Annotated in this window: 17 protein-coding genes; 9 read left to right on the top strand and 8 right to left on the bottom strand. The window is 63.9% G+C overall.

Annotation, left to right across the window (positions count from 1 at the left end; translation table 11 throughout):
• Nucleotides 1-127 precede the first annotated feature (127 nt).
• The 5 genes from nrfE (at nt 128) to pbpG (ending at nt 5696) form a co-directional block, all read left to right on the top strand.
• Nucleotides 128-2086, top strand: coding sequence for a heme lyase NrfEFG subunit NrfE (nrfE, locus tag IU367_RS09730; protein ID WP_274454170.1), 1959 nt, complete (start codon nt 128-130; stop codon nt 2084-2086).
• Nucleotides 2083-2619, top strand: coding sequence for a DsbE family thiol:disulfide interchange protein (locus IU367_RS09725; RefSeq protein WP_274454169.1), 537 nt, complete (start codon nt 2083-2085; stop codon nt 2617-2619). The genes nrfE and IU367_RS09725 overlap by 4 nt, the downstream gene beginning before the upstream one ends.
• A complete protein-coding gene (nrfF, locus tag IU367_RS09720) occupies nt 2616-3800 on the top strand; it encodes a heme lyase NrfEFG subunit NrfF (protein WP_274454168.1) in 1185 nt (394 codons plus the stop codon). Before IU367_RS09725 ends, nrfF begins: the two co-directional genes overlap by 4 nt.
• 176 nt (nt 3801-3976) lie before the next feature.
• Nucleotides 3977-4432, top strand: a complete 456-nt coding sequence (locus IU367_RS09715; protein WP_274454167.1) for an NUDIX hydrolase — start codon at nt 3977-3979, stop codon at nt 4430-4432.
• A 343-nt stretch (nt 4433-4775) separates the two neighbouring features.
• Entirely contained in the window at nt 4776-5696 is a 921-nt protein-coding gene (gene pbpG, locus IU367_RS09710) for a D-alanyl-D-alanine endopeptidase (protein ID WP_043138942.1), read from the top strand.
• A gap of 104 nt (nt 5697-5800) precedes the next feature.
• Here the strand turns inward: pbpG and IU367_RS09705 are convergent, their stop codons facing one another.
• A complete protein-coding gene (locus tag IU367_RS09705) occupies nt 5801-7186 on the bottom strand; it encodes a tryptophanase (RefSeq protein ID WP_274454165.1) in 1386 nt (461 codons plus the stop codon).
• 665 nt (nt 7187-7851) lie between these two features.
• On the opposite strand from IU367_RS09705, the gene IU367_RS09700 reads away from it, so the two are divergent.
• Entirely contained in the window at nt 7852-9105 is a 1254-nt protein-coding gene (locus IU367_RS09700) for a D-amino acid dehydrogenase (protein ID WP_274454164.1), read from the top strand.
• Nucleotides 9106-9184: 79 nt separating this feature from the next.
• On the opposite strand, the gene IU367_RS09695 is transcribed toward IU367_RS09700, so the two are convergent.
• The gene (locus IU367_RS09695) at nt 9185-9865 is read right to left on the bottom strand and encodes a TetR/AcrR family transcriptional regulator (RefSeq protein WP_274454163.1); all 681 of its coding nucleotides are present in this window, start codon (nt 9863-9865) and stop codon (nt 9185-9187) included.
• Between the two features lie 177 nt (nt 9866-10042).
• Here IU367_RS09695 and IU367_RS09690 point away from each other — a divergent pair, with 177 nt between their 5' ends.
• Nucleotides 10043-11983, top strand: a complete 1941-nt coding sequence (locus IU367_RS09690; protein ID WP_274454162.1) for an amidohydrolase — start codon at nt 10043-10045, stop codon at nt 11981-11983.
• 48 nt (nt 11984-12031) lie between these two features.
• On the opposite strand, the gene IU367_RS09685 is transcribed toward IU367_RS09690, so the two are convergent.
• Complete coding sequence (locus IU367_RS09685; RefSeq protein ID WP_274454161.1) at nt 12032-13159, bottom strand: HPP family protein; 1128 nt, start codon at nt 13157-13159, stop codon at nt 12032-12034.
• 300 nt (nt 13160-13459) lie between these two features.
• Here IU367_RS09685 and IU367_RS09680 point away from each other — a divergent pair, with 300 nt between their 5' ends.
• Entirely contained in the window at nt 13460-14581 is a 1122-nt protein-coding gene (locus IU367_RS09680) for a glycosyltransferase family 9 protein (protein ID WP_274454160.1), read from the top strand.
• A gap of 77 nt (nt 14582-14658) precedes the next feature.
• On the opposite strand, the gene IU367_RS09675 is transcribed toward IU367_RS09680, so the two are convergent.
• Together IU367_RS09675 and metE are read right to left on the bottom strand one after the other, a co-directional pair.
• Complete coding sequence (locus IU367_RS09675) at nt 14659-15324, bottom strand: substrate-binding periplasmic protein (RefSeq protein ID WP_241325953.1); 666 nt, start codon at nt 15322-15324, stop codon at nt 14659-14661.
• 246 nt (nt 15325-15570) lie between these two features.
• A complete protein-coding gene (metE, locus tag IU367_RS09670; protein ID WP_274454159.1) occupies nt 15571-17835 on the bottom strand; it encodes a 5-methyltetrahydropteroyltriglutamate--homocysteine S-methyltransferase in 2265 nt (754 codons plus the stop codon).
• 161 nt (nt 17836-17996) lie between these two features.
• Here metE and IU367_RS09665 point away from each other — a divergent pair, with 161 nt between their 5' ends.
• The gene (locus IU367_RS09665; RefSeq protein WP_274454158.1) at nt 17997-18917 is read left to right on the top strand and encodes a LysR substrate-binding domain-containing protein; all 921 of its coding nucleotides are present in this window, start codon (nt 17997-17999) and stop codon (nt 18915-18917) included.
• Nucleotides 18918-18974: 57 nt separating this feature from the next.
• Here the strand turns inward: IU367_RS09665 and IU367_RS09660 are convergent, their stop codons facing one another.
• The 3 genes from IU367_RS09660 to IU367_RS09650 all read right to left on the bottom strand — a co-directional run bounded on the left by IU367_RS09660 (nt 18975) and on the right by IU367_RS09650 (nt 23180).
• Nucleotides 18975-19766 carry a siderophore ferric iron reductase gene (locus IU367_RS09660; RefSeq protein ID WP_420796499.1) on the bottom strand — a complete coding sequence of 264 codons (792 nt, stop codon included), beginning with the start codon at nt 19764-19766 and terminating at the stop codon, nt 18975-18977.
• A gap of 68 nt (nt 19767-19834) precedes the next feature.
• Nucleotides 19835-21979: a TonB-dependent siderophore receptor gene (locus IU367_RS09655; RefSeq protein ID WP_274454157.1), complete on the bottom strand. Its 2145-nt coding sequence runs from the start codon at nt 21977-21979 to the stop codon at nt 19835-19837.
• Between the two features lie 289 nt (nt 21980-22268).
• A complete protein-coding gene (locus IU367_RS09650) occupies nt 22269-23180 on the bottom strand; it encodes an AraC family transcriptional regulator (RefSeq protein WP_241325902.1) in 912 nt (303 codons plus the stop codon).
• Nucleotides 23181-23208 lie beyond the last annotated feature (28 nt).

The raw sequence follows: 23208 nt of genomic DNA, 5'->3' as shown, positions 1-23208 counted from the left end.
TGTTGCTGGCCCAATGAATTTCTGGTGATGCCACACCCGTTGCTTGGCAATGTTCCCCGCCAAAGGGAGACGACGCGGCGTGTGTGTCATGACATGAATGACATCAAAGATTGATCCTGGAGGTTGTGTGCTGGCTGAGCTCGGCTATCTCTCACTGTTGCTGGCGACCGGGCTCGCCCTGCTGCAAGGCACCCTGCCCTGGCTGGGACTGCGGCTCGCCTCCCCGGCTCTGTTGGGCTGCGCCAAGCCGCTGGCACTGCTCAATGCCGCCCTGCTCGGGGCCGCCCTGCTGCTGCTCGCCAGTTGCTTCGGGCTCGATGACTTTACCCTGGTCTATGTGGCCCAGCACGCCAACAGCGCCCTGCCTATGGGTTTCAAGCTGGCGGCCGTGTGGGGCGGCCACGAGGGCTCCATGCTGTTCTTCGTGTTTGCGCTGGGGCTGTGGGGCGCCCTGGTGGCGCTCTGTTCGACACGGGTCGATCCATTGATCCGCACCCGGGTATTGGCCATCATGGGGCTGATCGTCGGGCTGTTCGGCCTCTATACCCTGATCTTCTCCAGCCCGTTTGACCGCCAGTTCCCGGGACCGCTGGAGGGGCGCGATCTCAATCCCATGCTGCAGGATATCGGCCTCATCATTCACCCCCCTCTGCTCTATCTCGGTTACGTCGGCTTTGCGGTCAACTTCGCCTTCGCCATGGCGGCGCTGCACTCGGGTCGGCTCGATGGCGCCGTGGCCCACTGGAGCCGCCCCTGGGCGCTCGGCTCCTGGGTGTTTCTCACCGCCGGTATCGTACTCGGCTCCTGGTGGGCCTATTACGAGCTCGGCTGGGGCGGCTGGTGGTTCTGGGATCCGGTGGAAAATGCCTCCCTGCTGCCCTGGCTGCTCGGCACTGCCCTGCTCCATGCCCTCGTGGTCTGCGAGAAGCGTGGGGCCTACGGCCACGGCGTCTTGCTGCTCTCCATCTTCACCTTCTCGCTGAGCCTGCTCGGCACCTTTGTGGTGCGCTCCGGGGTGCTCACCTCGGTGCACGCCTTCGCGGTGGATCCCAATCGCGGTCTCACTCTGTTGCTGCTGCTCGGTCTGCTATTGACCTGCGCCCTCACCCTGTTCGCGCTGCGGGCCGATACCCGCGCCCCCTACGCCCGCTTCGGCTTACTGTCAAAAGAGGGGCTGCTGGGCGCCACCATACTGCTGCTGTCGGTGGCCTGCGCCTGCGTGCTGCTCGGCACCTTCTACCCCATGGTGTTCCAGTCGCTGCACCTGGGCTCGCTCTCGGTCGGTGCCCCCTATTTCAACGCTGTTTTCGTGCCGCTGGCGCTGGTGCTGATGGCGCTGATGACCCAGATCCCGCGCCTGCGCTGGCAGGGGCTGATGACATCTTCCCGCCTGCGGATGCTGCTGCCGCCCCTGCTCGGCCTGCTGGGGGGGGGCCTGCTCAGCCTCGGTTATCGCGAGCAGGGAACCCTAGGCTGGAGCAGCCTGATCGCCAACATGGTGAGCCTCTGGCTCATCGCGAGCCTGCTGCTCAATGTCTCATTCAAGACTCGCGACCTGAGTGCCAGCCGGCTCGGCAGCCTGCTGGCCCACCTCGGGGTGGCGGTATGCGCCCTCGGCATAGCGCAGGTGAGCCACCATAGCCAGGAGGGGGGCACAGTGCTCAGTCCGGATACGCCCTACCGGCTCGGCGCCCATGAATTTCGCTATGAGGGGAGCGAGCCGCTGATCGGCCCCAACTACACGGCCGAGCGCATCACTGTCAGCGTGCACAAGGATGGCCGGGAGATGGCCAGGCTAACCCCGGAGCGGCGCCACTACAGCGTGCGCACCATGAACATGAACGAACCCGGCATCAAGGGGGGACTGTTTGGCGATCTCTACGTGGTGCTCGGCGAGAAGATGGGGCCTGATGCGTACGCCATGCGCCTTCACTACAAGCCGCTGGTGCGCTGGATCTGGCTCGGCGGCCTGTTGATGATGGCGGGCGGCGCCCTGCGTTTGCTGGGACGCAAGCCGTTGCTGGCAGCCCAACCGCAGACCGCTGCACATCAAGTCGCGGGCTTGCTCCCCAAGGAGGCGCCATGAGAGCCCGCCTGCGTCTCTTCATGCCGCTGCTGCTGACCCTGTGCCTCGGCGTCCTGCTCTGGCTGGGGCTTGGCAACAACCCTTACAGTCAGGATGAGGCGACCCTGGGCCGCAGTTTGCCGGCCTGGCAAAGCGAGAGTTTGTTTGGCGGCGACCCCATCCATACCGAGGCGCTCAAGGGGGAGCCCTTCGTGCTCAACGTCTGGGCCAGCTGGTGCCCCAACTGCCGCGCCGAGCACCCGCTGCTCGCCGAGCTGGCCAAGACAGTGCCCCTTTATGGCCTCAACTACAGAGACAAGGGCGATGCTGCCCGCGCCTGGCTTGAGGAGGCAGGCAACCCCTATCGCGCCGTGCTGGCGGATCTGGACGGCAAGTTGGCGCTGGAGCTCGGCGTCTACGGCACGCCGGAGACCTATCTGTTTGCCGCCGATGGCACCCTGCTCACCCGCCACACGGGTCTCTTGACCACGGATATCTGGCAGCGCCAGTTTGTACCAAAGCTTAAGGCCGCCCGCCAGGAGGGCAAACCATGAAGGGCTTCATCATCCTCTGCGCCCTGCTGGTACTCGGCGTGCCCCTGAGCCAGGGCGCCTTGGCCAGCGGCGTCGACACCTATCAGTTCCAGCACCCCGAGTTGCAGAGCCGCGCCCAGGATCTCGCCCGTGCCCTGCGCTGCCCCCAGTGCCAGAACCAGAACCTGGTGGAATCCAACTCCCCCATAGCCCGGGATCTGCGGCTCGAAGTCTACCGCTGGGTGGATGAGGGGCAGAGCGACGAACAAGTGATCGCCCGCATGACCAGTCGCTTCGGCGACTTCGTGCGCTACGCTCCCCCCTTCAAGGCCAGCACGGCGCTGCTGTGGGGGGGACCAGCCCTGCTCTTGTTGCTGGCGCTTGCTCGCCTGCGCGCCAGCCTGCAGCGCAAACAGCCGGTGCAGGCGCCCTTGCTAGGCTATCAGCCGCAGGGAGAACCCGCCCAGGATCCCAGGGCCGAGCTGAACCGGCGCATCATGGCCGAGCAACAGGCCGGACTCGCCCCCCACAGCCGCCTCTACCGGGAGCTGGAGCTGGCCCGCCTCGCCAACGCCACTCCGGCCACCGAGCAGGCCTTGCGCGCCCGGGTGGCCAGCTCGCACACCGCAAGCCGCCCCCTGCCCTGGCTGCTGCTTGGCGCCCTGCTGCTGGCGCTGATCGTCGGCGTCTATTCCAGCACAAACCGCTATCAGGCATGGCAGGCGTATCAGGATAGACCCGATCCCCTGGCGGGATTGAGCCCGCGGGATCTGCAGGACAAGGAGCTGGGCGCCCTCCACCAGCGGCTGCAAAGTAACGCCCAGGATCTCGATGGCTGGGCCGAGCTCGGCCAGTTGTATCTGTATCGGGACGAATACGAGGATGCCTGGCTCGCCTATCAGCGCCTGGCCCTGCTGGAAGGGGGCGCCAGCGCCGCCACCCTGGCCGCCCAGGCTACGGTGCGCTACTACCAGGCGGGCCAGCAATTCACCCCGGAGGCGCGCCGCCTGCTCGACGCCGCCCTGGCACTGGACAAGGGGGAAGTGAGCGCCCTGATGCTGCTCGCCGCCGATCACTTCCTGCACGGCCGCTACTCTCAGGCCATCGCCCTCTGGCAACGGCTGCTGGACGAGGAGCGCCCCCGCATCAACCGCGCCGCCCTGATCCAGGCCATTCAGACCGCCCGCATCATGGGGGGATAACGAGCCATGGCAGATGGCCCGGCGGCCCCTCGCCGGACGGATCGCCATCTTTTATCCAGAGGCCGCCCATACCGGCGGCCAATCCACGCCGCCCAATGACAGGCGATAACGGATATTCATGGTCTATTCTCTGCGCCATAATGCAGATCCTTAGCCAGCAACGACAAGGTGCACACATGATCCCCATTCGCTGTCACGCCGTCTCCGGTGTCGCGTTATCGGAAATCGACGGCCAGATAAAAATGCTGCTGATGAAGCGGGTCAAGGGCGGCTTCTGGTGCCATGTGGCTGGCACGGTCGAGGCGGGGGAAACCGGCTGGCAGACCATAATGCGCGAGTTTGGCGAGGAGACAGGCATCGCCGTCACCGAGCTCTATAACGGCCAATATCTGGAACAGTTTTACGAGGCGGCCACCAATACCGTGATGATGGTGCCCATCTTTGTGGTCTATTGCCCACCCAACCAGCCGGTGCGGCTCAATGACGAGCACACCGAATATCGCTGGTGCACCCTGGCCGAGGCCAAGGAAGTGGTGAGTTTTCCCGGCCAGCAGGCGCTCTATGACCATGTCTGGCACTATTTTGTCGAGCGCACTCCCTCGGCGCTGATGCGAGTCGCAACAGAGGCCTGAAAATGCAGGATCTCTCAACGCAGGGGGCGCCGCCTGCGCTGCGGCAAGGGGGATTAACGGGCCGTTAGGCCCCCGGAGGCGCAATAAGACGTAAAAAGAGTGGTAACCCATGGCCATAACAGGCATATAGTGCGCCACCATGACGGGTGAAGCTGACGACCATCAGACTCGCTCATGGCTGGGTATTTCCCGGATCGGGTCGCCATTTGGCCGTCAACATGGGCATTTCAAGGCGCAAGATCCCATAAAATTGAAATATCAGGCCATTAGACGTTGTGAAGCGTCAATTACCGTCATATAACTTACCCAAATGTCCCTGTCAGTCGTACGGTAGCGTCAAATCATGATTATTCGCCCTTTTCTTACCCTGTTGCTCGGTGCCTTCCTCGTTCCCGTCAGCATGGAGAGCGCCCAGGCCAATCCGTTTTCAGCCCAGTCCCACTCCCCCAACAGCTTTCTGGAACAACGCAACGATCTGGCCCTGAGTTCGGCCGCCTTCGTGGTGGCCAATCCGCGCACCGGCGAGGTGCTGTCCGAGCGCAACGCCAACCGGGTCATGCCCATCGCCTCCATCACCAAGCTGATGACGGCGCTGGTGGTGCTCGATGCCAATCAGCGCCTCTCCGAGACGCTGACCGTCACCATGGCCGACGTGGATCGCCTCAAGGGCACGGGCTCGCGGCTGGCGGTCGGATCGCGTCTGAGCCGGGCCGACATGCTGCACATAGCCCTGATGTCGTCGGAAAACCGTGCAGCTTCCGCCCTGGCCAGAAATTACCCGGGTGGCCAGCGCGCCTTTGTCGAGGCGATGAATGCCAAGGCCCGCATGCTCGGCATGTGGAGCACCCAGTTCGCGGACAGCACTGGCCTCACCCCGCGCAACGTCTCCAGCGCCCATGATCTGGCCAAGCTGGTGGCGGCCGCCTCCGCCTACCCACTCATTCGCCAGTACTCGTCCACCGAGGAGCGCATGGTGCGCAACGGCAAACGCCAGTTGCACTACCTCAATTCCAACCGCCTGGTGCGTGAAGGCAGCTGGCCTGTCACCCTCTCCAAGACGGGCTACATTCGCGAGGCGGGTCGCTGCCTGGTGATGGCAACCCAGATCAACCGCGAGCCTGTGATCCTGGTGCTGCTCAATGCCGATACCCCCAATTCACGGGTGGCGGATGCCAAGCGGATCAAGTCCTGGCTGGAGACCTCGGGCCGCATGAGCCTGACCGCCCAGTCCAGTCCCCAGACCAAGCTGTTCAGCAGCCAGTAATCCGCTTCAGACGCTCACGTTAAAAAGCCCCCGCACCAAGGTGCGGGGGCTTTTTCATTGGGTCTTGTTGTGACCAGGCCACTTGGCGGCAGTCCGGCAGCCGGTCAGACCGGCTTGAGCCGCGCGGTGAAGTGGCGCAGCAGCGGCGGCTCGTAGTCGAAGGTGAGACCGCGGATCTCGCCAGCCCGCGCCTTGACGGCAATGAGGCAGTCGGCCACATAGTCCATGTGATCCCGGGTGTAGACCCGGCGCGGAATGGTGAGGCGCAACAGCTCAAAGTCCGCCGCCTCCTGCTTGCCGGTGGCGGGATCGCGCCCCAGCAGCAAGGAGCCTATCTCCACCCCGCGCACGCCCCCTTCCAGATAGAGCGCACAGGCCAGGGCATGGGCCGGGAACTGCTCCCCCGGAATGTGGGGCAGCAGCTTCTTGGCATCCACAAAGACCGCATGACCACCGGTCGGCGTCTGGATGGGAATGCCCGCCTCGGCCAACCGCTCGCCCAGATAGGCCACCTGACCGATGCGATAGGTCAGATACTCCTCATCCATCCCCTCGCGCAGGCCTATGGCCAGCGCCGCCATGTCGCGACCGGCGAGGCCGCCATAGGTGACGAACCCCTCCATCGCCACGCAGCGCACCTGCACCGCACGGAACAGGTCGAGATCCTCCTTGAAGCAGCACAGCCCCCCGATATTGACCAGCCCGTCCTTCTTGGCCGACATGGTGAACATATCCCCCAGGGCAAACATCTGACGCACTATCTCCTGGATGCTGCTGTTGGCATAAGCCGGGTCACGTTCCTTGATAAACCAGGCGTTTTCGGCGAAACGGGCGGCATCTATCACCACAGGAATATGGTGGCGGCGGGCCAGTGCCGAGACCGCCTGCATGTTGGCCATGGAGACCGGCTGGCCGCCGGCGCTGTTGCAGGTGACAGTGATGATGACAGCGGCCACGTTGTCGGCCCCCACTGTCTCTATGGTGTCAGCCAAACGGCCCAGATCGAAATCCCCCTTCCAGGCATAAGGGGCCGTGGTGTCGAGGGCCTTGGGGGTGAGCAGGTTGATGGCCCGCGCCCCGGCCAACTCCACATGGGCCTTGGTGGTGTCGAAGTGGTAGTTGGAGATGAACACAGGCGCCTTGCCCTGGCAGCGCTTGACCAGCTCGGGGAAGAGGATCTGCTCGGCCCCGCGCCCCTGGTGGGTCGGCATCACATGCTGGTAGCCAAACAACTCGCGCACTGTGCGCTCCAGTTCGACGAAGTTGCGGCTGCCTGCATAGGCTTCGTCCCCCATCATGATGCCGGCCCACTGGCGATCCGACATGGCACCCGTGCCGCTGTCGGTCAGCAGGTCGATATAGACATCCTCGGCCAGCAGCAGGAAGGGGTTCCAGCCTGCGGCCTCGAGGGCGGTGCGGCGCTCGGCGCCTGTGGTCTGCTTGATGGGCTCGACCATCTTGATACGAAACGGTTCGGGTATACGACGCATGATCTTCTCCTTGCACCAGCCGCGCGAACGCCTGGCGACAGTCACCAATATGAAATGAAAACAAGTGGGGTTAACGCAGGGAGATCAGCGGCGAGGGAAGTCGCACACCAGCACTATATCTTGCAGATACCAGGGCAGTGTGTGGGGACTGGCGGTGGGCCAGCCGGATGGGGCGTCAGCAGTTCGGGTCATCACATCCTTTCCTGTGGTGGTCTAACACGAGCGAGCCTGTGAAACGCGCATGCACCATGCAATGCGCCACCCACTCTAGGCAGGGGCGGCTGGGGGCGACAAGCGGCATGCATCGCCGTTGCGATCGGGCGCACAAATTTAACAATCCCCTTACCTTGGCCGCGCAGACGATCATGGGGTGAATGCGGCGCCAGCCAGCCCCAGGCCCCCATCAACGCATCTTGCTACAGTCATAAACATCACATTATTGTGATTAATCGTCATTATCATCTGGCTATAAATGTTAATGTAGTGATAAATCACATTTTCAAACGGGTGAATTTGCCGATCACGCTGCCGGTGATAACGTGTGGCATGTGCGCTGGGCCCCCCTCCTTGTCCGCGAGCAACAATCGCAGCGACGGGAGCTGGCTGGCCCTCATAACAACAGCAGGATCTGCCGGTGGCGCCTGCATGACGACAAGGATGGAGTGATGAAGATAGTGGTGTTGGGTGGTGGCGTGATTGGCGTAGCCAGCGCCTGGTATCTGGCCAAGGCGGGTCATCAGGTGACCCTGCTGGAGCGACGGGATGGGGTGGCGCTGGAGACCAGCCATGCCAACGCCGGTCAGATCTCCCCTGGTTATGCCTCCCCCTGGGCGGCGCCCGGCATTCCCCTCAAGGCCGCCAAGTGGCTGCTGCAAAAACATGCCCCCTTCACGGTGCGCCCGACCTCGGACCCGTTCCAGCTGCGCTGGATGCTGAAGATGTTCGCCAACTGCACCCCGGCTGCCTATGCCATCAACAAGGGGCGCATGGTGCGCCTTGCCGAATACAGCCGCGACTGCATGAAGGGGCTGCGCGATGAGCTGGCGCTGGATTACGAGGGGCGCCAGCTCGGCACCCTGCAGCTGTTTCGCAGCGAGATCCAGCTCGATGCCAGCAAACGGGATATCGAGGTGCTGGAAGAATACGGCGTGCCCTACCAGTCGCTGGATGCCAACGGTTGCGAGGGGGTGGAGCCGGCGCTGACACGGGTACGTGGCAAGATAGTCGGTGGCCTGCGCCTGCCGGGTGATGAAACCGGCGACTGCTTCCGCTTCACCAAGGCACTGGCCGCCGAGGCACAAAAACTCGGGGTGGAATTTGTCTTCAACTGCGCCATCGACGAGATTGAACTGGCTCAGGGACGCGCCGTCGCGGTGCGGGCCGGTGAGCAGCGTTTCAAGGCCGATGCCATCGTCTGTGCGCTGGGCAGCTATGCCACCGGCTTGCTGCGCCCGCTTGGGCTCGATCTGCCTGTCTACCCGGTCAAGGGTTACTCCCTCACCCTGCCGATGACCAACCGTGATGCAGCGCCCCGCAGTACTGTACTGGATGAAACCTACAAAGTGGCCATCACCCGCTTCGATGAGCGGATCCGGGTCGGCGGCATGGCGGAGCTGTCGGGTTTCAACCTGGCGCTCAACCCGAAACGCTACGACACCCTGGCCATGGTGGTGGGGGATCTCTTCCCCGAGGGGGGCGACATACAGCAGGCCGAGTTCTGGACCGGGCTGCGGCCCATGACGCCGGACGGCACCCCGCTGGTGGGCCCAAGCCCTGTGCCTGGGCTCTGGCTCAACACAGGCCACGGCACCCTGGGCTGGACCATGGCGGCAGGCTCGGGCCAGCTGCTGGCGGATCTCATCAGCGGCAACACGCCCACCATCAGCGATGAGGGGCTGACCCTGGCCCGCTACGGCTGAGGCTGGGGCTGCTACAAGGTCGAAAATGCAAGAGGGAGTGCCTGGCACTCCCTCTTCATATCCGTCTCTCGACCCCCTCTCAGCCCGCGGTATCCGTCAGCAGCCTGGGCACCGCCTGCCACACCCGCTCGGGGTCGGGCTCGGCAATGGCCGCCGCCAGCAGTTGCCCCAGCCACTGCTGATGCAACTGCCACATCCGCTGGCCTTCTGACCCCTGCTCCTTGGCACTCTGCTTGACCACATCCGCCGTCCGGTAGAAATAACGCACCAGCGCCGTCAACGCGGGCTCGGGCCAACGACAGCCGAAATGGCGCAGTCGCTCCGACCAGAAGGCAATCTGGCCTCGCTCATGCACCCGCTCCACCTCGTGCAGTGCCGGAATGAGATCCATCGCCTGCCACAGCGCCCCATAGCCGACGAAACGGGCATCCAGCGCGTCCAGCGCCTGATCCAGCAGCAACAGCGTCTCCTGCAAGCCGCACTCCTGGGTGCGGATCGCCTCCTGTGCCGCGCACACCGCCGCCAGCCAGTCCATGGCCAGCCGACAGATGATGGCCTCCTTGTTGGGAAACAGGTGATAGAGCGACTTGATGCCGACCCCGGCCCGGGTGGCGATGGCGTTGGTGTTGAGCGCCGGAAAGCCCTGCTCCTGCAACAGGGCCAGGGTGGCCTGCTCGATCCGGGTGACCGTCTCCTGGCTGCGCTGCTGTCTGGGTTGGCGCCGCATGCAGAGATCGGCGGGCAACGGCTGTTCTGACATGGGTTCTCCCTCACCTTGGTCGCGGCATGGTTTTATAACTACATGATGAAACAAGGAAAATATAAGTCAAAAAGAATATTTTCAGTAATTACTGGCTTTTATCCCAACAGCTGCAATAAACAAGAGTGCTCATATTTGCAGTAAAGACTGCATTATAACCAAGGAGAGCAATGGCATATGGATGGCAAGCAATCAGGTTTTAGGTTGACAACAAGCGCCGCACTGCTGCTGGTGGCCGGAGTGCTGACCGGCTGCAATCAGGAGAGCACGGGGCCAGAGGCGCAGCGAACCCTCTACCTCAACGGCGCAATTCACACTCAGGACGGGCAACGCAGGGTTGCCGACGCCATGGTGGTCGCCGATGGCAAGTTCCTCTACGTGGGCTCACGCCAGGGGGCCGAGGCCTATCAGGGCAAGGATGGCAAGGTCGTGGATCTGAGGGGTCGCATGGTGCTGCCCGGCCTGCACGACAACCACATTCACCTGCTCGGCACTGTGGCGCTGGATATGTGCGACCTGGACGGTCAGAGCGTCACGCTGGATCAGCTGGCCGACAAGATCCGCACCTGTCTGCCTCGCTACGCCCCCACCAAGGGGGAGTGGCTGGCGGTCAATCAGTGGTCCCCCTACGACGGCAATACCCCGACTGCGAACTACGCTACCCTGCTGGCCACCCTGGACGCCGTGGCCCCGGACAACCCTGTGGTGCTGCTCGGGGCCGATGGACACGCCAGCGCCTATAACTCGCAGGCGCTGGCCAGCGCGCAGGATGAAGATGGCAATACCGTGGGTTTCAACAGTGTGACCCTGGCACCGGGCGGGGTGTTCGAGGCCTTTATTCCCTACGTGGATCTGACCAGCGGGGTGATCCGGGAGGGTGCCCGCAGCGCCATACCGGTACCCGACACCGGGGTGCTCAGCGCCAGCGATGAGCAGGCCGCCAGCCAGTACGACAAGATCCTGCCCGCCATCTCTACCCTGATGGCCTCCCGTGGCATCACGGGGATCCAGGATGCCTGCGCCACCGACTTCATCCGTCAGCGGCTGCTCAAGATGCAGTCGCTTGGGCTGCTGCACATGCGCATCACGGCGGCCACCTGTTTTCACCAGGATGACTACAGCGGCAAACTGGACATAGCCGGTCACCTGGCCAAGGCCAGCCAGGTCAGAAGCGCCTTTGCCGACAATCCCCTGATCAAGGCCGATGCGGTCAAGATCTTCCTCGATGGCGTACTGGAAGGGGATCCCTTTACCGCCCCGCCCTTCCTGCCCAATGCGGGCATGCTGGAAAACTACCAGAACCCGCACCTGGCCATGGATCTCGCCACCGAGCAGGTGACCATCACGGCCGATAGCGAGGATGCGGGCAGCAACGGCATCGTCAACTACCGGGACGCCGACCTGAAAAACTATGTCACCGCCCTCGATCGGGCCGGTTTCAGCATTCACATGCACAGCATCGGCGATCGCAGCACCCGGATGGCGCTGGATGCGCTGCAAGCCGCCCGCGCCAGCAACGGTGACAAGGGGATCCCCCATACCCTGGCTCACCTGCAGGTGGTGCACCCCGACGATCAGAAAAGGCTGGGAGAGCTCGGTCTCTACCTCACCTTCACCTACGCCTGGACCACGCCCCAGCTCGCCTACGACATGCTGGTGACGCCCTTCATCCAGCCCACCCGCGCGGGACAATCCTTGCGCGAGGCGCTGTATGATCCCCTGGGCTATCTGCACGATGCGCTCTATCCGGTGGAAAGTGCGCGCAAGGCGGGCGCCATCCTGGTGGCGGGCAGCGATGCCCCCGTGGACAGCCGGGATCCCCGCCCCTTCGTCAACATGGCGGCCGGCATCGCCAAAGCGGCGGGAAGCGGTGAGGATTTTCGCGCCAACCAGCGTACCTCGCTCGCCGAAATAGTGGCCGCCTACACCATCAATGGCGCCAGGGCGGTACGTCAGGGGGAGATCACCGGCTCCATCGAAGCGGGCAAGTCGGCCGACTTCATCGTGCTTGACAGGGATCTGTTCGCCCTGGTCGAGGCTGGCACCCCGGAGCAGATCGCCGATACCCGAATCGAGCAGACGGTGTTTCAGGGCGAGACCGTCTATCTGGCGCCCTGAGCCCACGCATCTGCCCCCATCAAAAGGCCCCGCGATGGGCCTTCTTCGTTAGCCGCCGGCTCCCTGATCAGCCTCGGCCAGCGCGGGCTGCAGGGCCAGGGTGAACAGGGCCGCCACCATGTCCGACTGGGTCAGCATGCCGACCAGCTGCTCCCCGTCCACCACCGGCATGTGGTGCAAGCCGCCATCGGAGAAGGCGGCCACCAGATCGTAGAGGGGCTGGTAGCGGCGGGCCGTCGACACGTCGCGGGTCATCAGATCCGCGACCCGCAGTGCTGCCAGAGCCGCGGCGCCCCGCGGTTGTTGCAACACCCGATCGATCATCAAGTCGTGCAGGGTAATGATGCCGGCGAGGCACCCCGCCTCATCTACCACCGGCAGCGCCTTGATCTGATGATGGGAGAGCAGCCGCCACGCCGCCATGGCCGGCTGATCCGGCCCGATCAGGATCAGATCCCGCGACATCACATCCTGTACTCGCACCGTACCCACCCTCGCACGCAGGGCGTGCAGCTGGGCCTCCTGCAGCAAGGCCTGCAGATCCTGGCGACTGATGTCGAGCAGCTCACCGTGCTGCTCCAGCGCAAGATCGATCGCCGTGGCCTGGGTCGCGATACGCTCGCTCGGCTGGGGATCGGCGGTCTGGTGACGATTGAGCTGAGCCTTGCCGCTATTGGGGTAACGGCGCCCCAGCAGCCGGTTGTAGAGCAGGGCCAGCATCAGCAACAACAACGAATTGAGCAGCACCGGCAGCAATACGTAGCCCACCCCCAGCTGGCGGATCCCCTCGCCGCCGATGACGGCGGTCAAGGCCACGGCGCCCCCAGGCGGATGCAGGCTGCGGGTGAGGAACATGGCCGCGATGGCCAGCATCACGGCTGCGGCAGAGGCCAACGCCATGTCCGGGATCAGCTGGGCACTGATCACCCCCATCAACGCCGATACCCCGTTGCCCACCAGGATGGACCAGGGCTGGGCAAGCGGGCTGGCGGGCGCGGCAAACAGCAGCACGGCGGACGCCCCCATGGGCGCGATCAGCCAGTGAACATTGAGCCCCAGCCCCCACTGGCACACGAAGGCGGTGCCGAACAGCCCGACGAAGGCACCGAGGGCGCCATAACAACTCTCTTTGACACTGGTATTGGTCGATACCGGAAAGAAATCCCTGAACTGCATGCGGTTTCCAACGGATAAGGTTTATTTCAAATGCGCAATTCTAGCGAGTCACCCTCACTCAATGCCAGCGCGCAGGCAAGCGGATCACGCAGAAATCCCATCCGGCCCGTCGACCGCCGTCATGCAGGCGTTTTTCATCAAAAATGGCCTCCCGGATCCGCTCAGCCGCCTCCAAACTGTGATGCCGCAAAAAATTCTTACAAAAAAAGGGGTGACGACCGCTTTTTTCTCTCCTCTTAACGCTTTCTTAAGACTTGCCGTGTCACCTTGATGTCATTGTCATCAACAGAGCCACTCATCATGAGCACCATCAGAGATGCCCTGCGTCGCTTCGACGGCCAGCGCCGTTGCTGGACGGCCGGGCTGGAGCGGGCGGCCCTCGCCTGGCTTGCCAGACGAAGCAGGCTGCCGGCCTCAAGCCAGCCAGCCCGACGGATCCTCATCATCCGCAGCACCAACCGCATCGGCAACAATCTGTTCCTGCTGCCCTTTTTGCAAAAGGTACGCAGCGCCCACCCCAACGCCGAGATAGAGCTGGTGTGCAGCGGCGGCCAGCTGCTCCCCTTTCTGGCCGATCTGCAACTGCACCAGCTTCATCAGGTCAGATTGCAGGGCAAGCGCCTGCTCGCGGCCCTGCCCGTGCTGTGGCGCCTGCGTCGCCAGCAGTATGACAAGGTCTATGTGCCGTTTGCCTCCAGCACGGATCACCTGATCGCCGCCTGGGTGAAGGCCTGCGAGAAGCTGGGCTTTGAGGATGCCAGAGGCGATGCGCTGTTCGATCGGCCGCTCGCCGCCAACGACCACTGCCACTATGCCCACCAGCCGCTGCAACTGCTCGGCATGCACGCCAGCCTGGCCGATCAGATTGAACTGGGCAGCGTGCTGTGCACCGCCTGCCCACACCTGACGGCGTTGGCACAGACCCATCCCGGCCGGCCCCTCATCGGCTTTTTCACCGGTGCCCGCAAGGGCAAGGGGCTCTCCCTTCCCCAATGGCAGCGGCTGCTCGGGGATCTGCGCCGCCAGCGCCCGGATGCCCTGCTGATCCAGTTCAATGATCCGGCCGATCCCCTGCCCCTGCTGGGCGACATGCAGGTCTCCCTGAGCAACTTGAGCGAATTGGCCCGCTTCGCCAGCGGCCTCGCCCTCTTCGTCAGCTGCGACACGGGCCCGCTTCATCTGGCCGCCGCCAGCGGCGTGCCTTGCCTGGGTCTCTTTACCCAGACAGATCCCGCGCGCTACGGCTGCCTCGGGGCCCAGCACCTCAACCAGGTGGTCGACGATCGCAACGCCATTCCCCTCGATGCCCACTGGCTGGCCGAGACGCTGGCGCGGGAGCAAGCACCTCGGGAGCTGCAACCCGCCCTCTCCCATGTGCACTACCTGAACCCGTCCCCGGCGCCCTTGCTGATGGCGCGCTGACGCAGATACAAGGAGGGCGGCCCTGGCCGCCCTCCTTGTTTTAACAAGCCGTTATCCGGCGCCATGGCGCAACCTCCCTAACGATAACGCGCCTCGATGCGGGCCAGCTCGCCGCTCTGGCGCAGCCTGACCAGGACGCGGGAGAACTCGGCCGCCCGGCGGTGAAAGGGAGAGGTATGGGCGAGGCAGAGGGTGAGCGGGGTCAACCCCAGCTGAAGCGGCACCTCTATGATGTGTCCCGTCAGCCCCAGTTGGCGGAGCTTGAAGTTGGCCACGATGGGATCCGTGATCATCAAGTCCCCCCGGCCGGCCGAGAGCATCTTGAAGACGTTGTCCACATTCATGGTCAGATGGACCTTGAATCCCACCAGATTCTCCTTGCCCCAGCCATTGCCTATGTAGTCGAGGATGGTGAACGCCTTGAGATCCGCCAGGGCGCGAGCCTGATTGAGCCGCGCCAGCTGGGGGTGGCCCGCCTGGGTGAACAGGGTCAGGGTGGATACGGCGACCGGCTCCTCCACCACCTGGGTATAGCCCCGCCGCTCCTGGGTCGGCACTGTGACAAAGCCATCGGCCTGGCCGGAGCGCACCAGTTTCTGGGCCCGCAGCCAGGGATACCCCTGATGAGTGACGCGGATGCCGAGCTCGCCCGCGACCCTGTCCATCACATCCACCATGATGCCCCGCATCTTGCCCTGCTCGTCACGCCAGGAGTAGGGAGCAAAATCATTGAAATAGACCATGTTGAGCGAGGGGTCAGGAGCCGCCAGAGGGCAAGTGGCCAATAACAGTGCCCATAGACTCCCGATCCAGACACCTGCTTTCATCATTTCCTGCCCCGCCCACATCACCCTGTCCTGAGCCTAGCGCACACAGGGTTGGCGCGGGCCTGCCCGCACAAAAACAGAGGGAAGGCGTGCGCCTTCCCTCTTTCGTTATACCCAAACTCTGTTGTTATTTGCTGATTCTTGGCCGGCCTGGCTGCCTAACTAGGCCAGTTCTGCCCGCAGTGCCCGAGTCGCCTCCACCATCACTGTGAGAGCAGCAGTGGTCTCTTCCCAGCCGCGGGTCTTGAGGCCGCAATCCGGGTTGACCCAGAGCCGCTCGGCCGGGATCTGTTTGGCCGCCTTGCGCAGCAAGCCCTCAATCCAGCTCTGGCTCGGCACGTTCGGTGAGTGGATGTCATAGACGCCCGGGCCGATTTCGTTGGGGTAGTTGAAGCGCTCGAACGCTTCGAGCAGCTGCATCTGGCTGCGGCTGGTCTCTATGGTGATCACGTCCGCGTCCAGCGCCGCCACCGCCTCTATGATGAGGTTGAAGTCGCTGTAACACATGTGGGTGTGGATCTGGGTGCTGTCCACTACCGGGCTGGCACTCAGGCGGAAGGCGCGCACCGCCCAGTCGAGATACGTCTGATGATCCTGCTTGCGCAGGGGCAAGCCCTCGCGGATCGCCGGTTCATCGATCTGGATGATCTTGATGCCAGCGGCTTCCAAGTCAGCCACCTCGTCGCGAATGGCCAGCCCAATTTGCAGGGCGGACTGCTCGCGGCTCACGTCTTCGCGCGGGAAGGACCAGCAGAGTATGGTCACGGGCCCGGTCAGCATGCCCTTGACCGGCTTGTCGGTCAGGCTCTGGGCAAACTTGGTCCACTCCAACGTCATGGGGGTCGGGCGGTCGATATCCCGGGTGATCACCGGCGGCTTGACGCAGCGGGAGCCATAGCTCTGCACCCAGCCGAAGCGGGTGATGGCAAAGCCGTCCAGCAGCTCACCGAAATACTCCACCATGTCGTTGCGCTCGGCTTCGCCGTGCACCAGCACGTCCAGCCCGATGGCCTCCTGACGCTCGATGGCATCCTTGATCTGGGCTTGAATACCCGCCTCGTAGGCCTGGTCGTCGATGCGACTGGCGCGCCAATCCTGGCGCAGCACCCGAATTTCCGAGGTCTGCGGGAAGGAGCCTATGGTGGTGGTCGGCAAGAGCGGCAGCTTGAGATCCGAGCGCTGCGCCTGCGCCCGCACCGGGTAGGCGCTCTGGCGGTCGAAATCGCTGTTGGTGAGGCTGGCGAGCCGTGACTGCACCGCTTTCTTGTGGACCCGGCTGTCGGACTCCCGATCCACGATGGGCTGGCTGTAGGCGGTGATCTTGTCGATGTCACCACAGTCCAGATAGTCAGCCAGCAACCCCAGCTCGTAGCACTTTTGCAGGGCGAAGGCGAACCAGCTGCGGGTCTGGCCGTCCAGCTCGTGCTCCAGGGTGAGATCCACCGGACTGTGCAGCAGGGAGCAGGAAGAAGCCACCCAGAGCCGCTCGCCGAGCTTGGCTTTCAATGCGTTGAGCGTCGGTGCCAGCTTGGCCAGGTTGGCACGCCAGACGTTACGACCATTGATCACCCCGGCGGAGATGACCCACTGGGCCGGCAGATGAGGAATGAGGGTCTCCAGCTGCTCGGGCGCCGCCACCAGATCCAGGTGCAGGCCATCCACCTTCAGGCTGGTGATGATGTCGCGCTGATGGGCCACGGAACCGAAATAGGTGGTGAGCAGCAGCTTGCAGGGGCCGCTCAGGCGCTCATAGGCATTCAGATAGGCCAGGCGCCACTCGTCCGGCAGGTCCAGCGCCAGCGCCGGCTCGTCGATCTGTACCCACTCCACTCCCTGAGATGCCAGCTTGGCCAGGATCTCCTGATAGACGATCAGCAGGCGCTCGAGCAATTCCAGACGAGAGAATCCGCTCTCTTTCTCCTTGCCGAGCCACAGGTAGGAGACGGGCCCCAGCAGCACGGCCTTGACCGGCAGCCCCTGCGCCTTGGCCTCTTCCACCTCATCAAACAGCTGACTCCAACCCAGCTTGAAGCGCTGGTCACGGCTGAACTCGGGCACCAGGTAGTGGTAGTTGGTGTTGAACCACTTGGTCATCTCGGCGGCGGCGGCCGCCGGGCCGGTCGGCGCACGACCACGGGCCACCCGGAACAGGGTATCGAGATCGGTGTCGCCATGGCGGTGACGCTCGGGGATGGCATCCACCAGCAGGCTGGTGCCGAGCACTTGGTCGTACCAGGCAAAGTCCCCCACCGGCAGCAGGTTGACCCCGGCGGTGCGCTGGGCCTGCCAATGACGTTCACGCAGGCTCTTGCCGGTGGCGATGAGTTCCGCCTGAGTTGTCTCGCCACGCCAGTAAGATTCGAGGGCAAATTTCAGCTCGCGCTTGGCGCCGATACGGGGGAAGCCCAGGGTGTGTGCTCGTGTCATAGGTCCAATTCCTTATGCTCGTTCATCTGATGGGAAACTGGATGATTTAGCCATCCAGATGTTTACACATCCAAAATGACAAGATAAGGTGACGTTGGCTATTGAATCCTTTTCAACAGCCTCTCAAGAAATCCGCGATTGATGCAACAAGGAGCCATGTTATGGCAGTGCCAAGCAATTCAGGCCTGGAAATCAAGCACTTGAGAACCCTGACCGCGCTGGCCGAGCAGGGTTCGCTGGCCGGCGCGGCGCTGACTCTCAACCTCACCCAGTCGGCCCTCTCCCATCAGCTCAAAGAGCTGGAAACCCGCCTCAACCTGGAGCTCTACCTGCGCAAGAGCCGCCCCCTGGTGCTGACGGCGGCGGGCCAGCAGTTGCTGAGTCTGGCCCGCCAGGTGCTGCCGGCGCTGGCCCAGACCGAGAAACAGCTGCAGGCCCTGCACAGCGGCGACGCGGGCCGGCTGCACCTGGCGCTGGATTGCCACAGCTGCATCCAGTGGCTGCTGCCGCTCTTGCCCGATTTTCGCCGCCAGTGGCCCGGGGTGGATCTGGAGGTGGAGTCTGTGCCCGGCTTCGATGCCATCAATGCCCTGCTCGGCGGCCAGCTCGACCTGCTGCTCACCTCGGATGTGCAGGCACGCGGCGATCTGCACTTCGAGCCGCTGTTCGCCTTCGATCTCACCCTGGTGATGGCGCCCGATCACTCCCTCTGCCAGCAGTCACTCATCAGCCCCACCGATCTGCAACGGGAAGTGCTGCTGGTCTACCCGGTGGAGCGGGCCCGCATGGACGTGTTCAGCCGCTTTTTGCAACCCGCCGGGGTCGAGCCCGCCCGCTGCAAGCTGGTGGACAACACCTCCGTCATGCTGCAGATGGCCGCCGCCGGGCTCGGGGTCGCCGCCCTGCCGCGCTGGGCCAGCGAGGAGTTTGTGCGTCAGGGCTTGCTCGAAGCCAGGCCGCTGGGACAGGGCATCCGCCGCCATATGTATGGGGCCGTGCGTGCCGCCGACAAGGACCAGCCCTGCCTGCAGAGCCTGTTCGAGCGCATTCGCAGCAAGATGGGGGAGCAGAAAGAGGCGTAAAAAAGCCGCCCCTGGGGGCGGCGCCCACGCCTCTCGACACGCCGGCGCCTGGGCGCCTCAGGATCCCTCGCCGCAACTTGCGGCCCCCTGCCGCCTCGGGCAGTTGGCGCAAAGCTCCCCATCACGGCGCTTGTAGTGCAGGCAGCAACGCTGGCGCACATAGCCAGGAAAAGCACCCTCTTGCGGCCATGACGCCGGACGCCACCCCGCCAGATGCTCGGCCGGCAGACCGCAGGCGGCGAGCCAGCGCGGCGCGTGCTCGCTCACCTGTTCAGGGCTCACATGGGTGAAGAAGTCGGGTACCCGCACCAGGGCCGCCAGCAGATCGTCCGCCAAGAGCGGGCGCACGAAACCGGGTCTGAGCCGCTGCACCCCGCCCAGCAGCGTGAACAGCGCCTGCCAGTGGGCCTGCAGCCGCTCGCCCGCGGCCTTGATCAAGGCATCCAGCTCCCCCTTGATCATGGGCTCGGCCGGCAGGATGAAGCCCGATACCAGCCCATCCTGATAACCCTGCCCCAGCTTGTCCAGCGCAGGCACGGCCCCCAGTCGATAGACGGCCACCATGGCGAGATAGAGGGACTGCCAGCACAGCATGCCCCAGCAGCGGGTCAGCCAGTAGGCGGGCCCCGCCTCCGGGTGCGCCAGCCGCCAGTGATCATGCAGCGCCGCCGCTACCTCGGCCGGGGTTGAATGAGGGGAAGCTGCCAGCAAAGGGGGCGAGTCCCCCGCCTCCGCCAACCGCCCCTTGAGCGAAGGAATAAGCCCGCTGGCTGCCGCAAACAGGGCGCCATGATCCGCCAGCGCACGGATCTCCGTGTGCACGGCCAGCGCGCCGAGCCCGCGGGGCAAGGCGCGCGGACGACCATCTGCGGCGAGTAGAAGATGAGCATGCCCCGGACGCGGCCCGGGGCGCAGGGTCAGAATACGAATTTGAGTCGCGCCTCCACGTTGCGCTCTGCCCCGAACCAGCAGTTGTTCTGGTCGTAGCAGGAGTAGTAGGTCTTGTTGAACAGGTTGCTGGCGCTCAGCGAGGCCTCCACCCCTTGCAGGCGCTGGCTGAGTTGGGCCAGATCGTAGGAGGCGGACATGTCCATCAAGAGATAATCCGGCACCGTATCCGTGTTGGCGGCATCAAGCTGCGCCTCCCCCACGTAGCGCAGGCCGGCGCCAACCCGCATCCCCTCCAGCTGGCCACCCGGCAGGTAGTTGCTCCAGAGCGAAGCCATCTGCTTGGGCACCCAGACCGGGGTCTTGCCCTGCAGGCTGGTGGTATCTCGGGTGATCTCCATGTCCTGGCGGGTATAGCTCAGCGCCAGATCCAGCCGGCTGGTGAGATCGACGCGCCCCTCCAGCTCGACGCCCCTGGAGACCATCTCGCCGGTCTGCAGCTTGGGCCCGTAGACGTTGTCCGGATCCGTCACCAGGGCATTTTGCTTGGTGATGTGGAAGACCGAAGCGGTAAAGGTCTTGCTCATGTCCTCGGAGAGAAACTTGAGCCCCCCCTCCCACTGATGGCCTGTGGCCGGTTTGAACGCCTGGCCATTCTTGTCCGCCCCCGCCACCGGCTCGAAGCTCTCGGCATAGCTCACATAGGGCGAGAAGCCGCCATCCAGCTCATAGAGAGCGCCGAGACGGAAGGATAGGTTGTCCTGATCAATCTGGGCCAGGGTGTTGCTCGCCGCCCCCTGATAGAGGGTCTGGCTGTCGGTGTCCATCCGGTAGCTGTCATAGCGGGCACCGCCTATGGCCACCAGCCGGTCCAGACGCACCTGATCCTGCAGATAGACGCCGGTCTGGGACTGGCGGATGGTCTTGCTGTCCTGATAGTTGAAGGTGAGGGCCGCCGGCACTATCTGGCTGTGGTTCGGGTTGAAGATGTCGATGCCGGGCGCCGAATAGTCGAGGGTGTCCCGGTAGAGAATACGGGCATCCAGATACTGGTAATCGACCCCAAGCAGCAGGTTGTGCCGGGCGCTGCCGGTCATCACCTTGCCCGCCAGCTGGTTGTCGATGACAAAGCCGCGAGAGTCTTCATCGGTCAGATAGGCGTTGCGGGCCAGGGTGCGGTTGTCTGCCGCCAGCGCCGCATTGTAGGTGTTCTGCTGGTTGGCCGAGGCATCCATGTAGCGGGCGTTTTGCAGCAGCTGCCAGTTGGCGTTGAAGTCGTGGCTCAATTTGTAGCCGAGCAGGGTCACCTCACGGCTGTAGTGGTTCCAGTTTTCATCGCCAAGGAAGGTATCGCTGCCAAGCTGGCCCAGAGGATTGGATTTGACCGAGCCGCTGGCAGGCACTGTGGTGTAGATACCGGCTTGCGGGTCTTTCTGGTAATAGAGGTTGAGGTTCAGCAGGGTGCGATCACTCAACTGCCAGTCCAGCGACGGCGCCAGCACGTAGCGCTCCTCCTCTGAGGTCACCGCCTGGCCGTCTTTCTGACGGGCCAGTCCCACCAGCCGATAGGCAAGCTGATCGTTGAGGGCACCCGTGCTGTCGAGGGTCAGCTCCTTGAGGGTGCCTGTGCCCGTCGCCACGCCGACGCTGTGCCTGGCTTCCCGCTGCGGCCGCTTGGCGATCAGGTTGACCATGCCCCCCGGCGGCATGCTGCCGTAGAGCACAGAGGTCGGCCCCTTGAACACCTCCAGCTGCTCTATGGCCACCGGATCTATCTGGGGTTGCAGGTTCCAGTCGTTGTACTGCAGCAGCAGGCCGTCGTAGAAGTTCTGGTAGTTGTCAAAGCCGCGGATGTTGAACAGATCCAGCCGGTTGACCGCCCCGCCGCGCAGCTCGGTATTGACGCCGGGCACGTAGCGCAGCGCCTCGCTCACCGAGCTTACACCGCGCTGCTCCAGGGTCTCGCCATCCACCACAGAGATGGCCTGGGGCGTCTCCATGGGGTCGAGCCGGGTCTTGGTCGCCGTGTTGCGATAGGTCTGACCCAGTACCGTCAGGGTTTCATCGGCCACCGCGCCTTGCGCATTGGACGTGGGTGCGGCCAGCACTGGGCCTGCCAACAGGGCGGAGAGGGTCGCGGCGACCAGGGTCAAAGGGGGGTGAGTGGCGTACATCTGATCCTCGAATGCAATGATTGAATAGTAACAAATCTCATTTGCATTTTATTGGGTCAATTTGCCCTTGAATTAACAATTTGGGGCATGTTGGCAGGAAAAACGGCAAAAAAGGGGCAAGACAAGCCCCATCCGACGACCTTCCATGTCGATGGAAAAAAGGGATTGAATTCAAATGGCTATTTTCTCTGAGGGAAGGCTGTAATGAGATGGCGGTCAATGGCAAGGCGCCACAGTGCTTTATGCAGACCGGGGGATGGGCGCCCTGCCGCCAAACCGCTCACAGGGTTCAGCCCTGGCGGGGCGCTATGGGCAACCAGTACTCCATGCGGGCATAAGGCTGTTGGCCATCGAAGTCGGGGGTGTAACGCTCCAGCTCGAAACCATCCAGCCCCCGATAACCCGAGGCGGGCAGCCAGTGCAGGATGAACCAGTTGAGAGTCTGCCCCAGCTGGCTGATGGGGCCCACATGGCTGAGCACGGCGTACTCCTGGGGCGGGATGGCCAGACGAGCCAGCCCGCTCGGCGGCTCGCTCCCCTCCTCTGCCGCCACGCCCGCCCAGTAGACCAGCTGCTCTCCCGCGCCTGACACATCCACCACGCCGATCAGATCGCGGGCCCTGTCCAGACCGCCGGCACTGCGCAAGGCATGCCAGATGGCGGGCACCGTCTGCTGGAAATCGGGCTCGCTGGCGAAGAGCCCGCGGATCAGCCCCTTGACCCCCTGCAATATGAAGCCCGGCTGACTCTCGACCCGTACCTGCACCAGTCTGGGGGCGCTGGCGAGCGGCGTATGGGCTCGCACCAGCGGGGTGCGCAACCCCAGCCGCATCCCCCGCTTGCGATAGGCCAGCGGCGAGCAGCCGAACTGCTGCTTGAAGGCGCGGCTGAAACTCACCTCGGAACCAAAGCCGTAGCAGAGCGCCAGATCCAGCACCCGCTGGCGGCTCGTGAGCAGCGCCTCCGCCGCCAGGCTCAGCTTGAGCTCGCGCACATAGTGGGCCACCGTCTGCCCTGTCTCGTGCAGGAAGACCCGCTGCAACTGCCAGCGCGACCAGCAGCTCTGCTCGGCCAGCTGCTCCAACGACAACGGCTGATCCAGATGCCCATGGATGTAGTCGAGCACCCGCTCGATGCGGGTGAAATGGGCGCTAGCCTGTGGCGCGGGGCCCGGGGATGCGAGAGGGAAGGTAGGTGTCATTGGGTGGTCGGGATCGCTGCCGGCAGAG

The sequence above is a fragment of the Aeromonas bestiarum genome (genome assembly GCF_028751155.1).
In the GTDB taxonomy this organism is placed as follows: domain Bacteria; phylum Pseudomonadota; class Gammaproteobacteria; order Enterobacterales; family Aeromonadaceae; genus Aeromonas; species Aeromonas bestiarum.
This window is presented reverse-complemented; position numbering and strand designations above follow the sequence as displayed.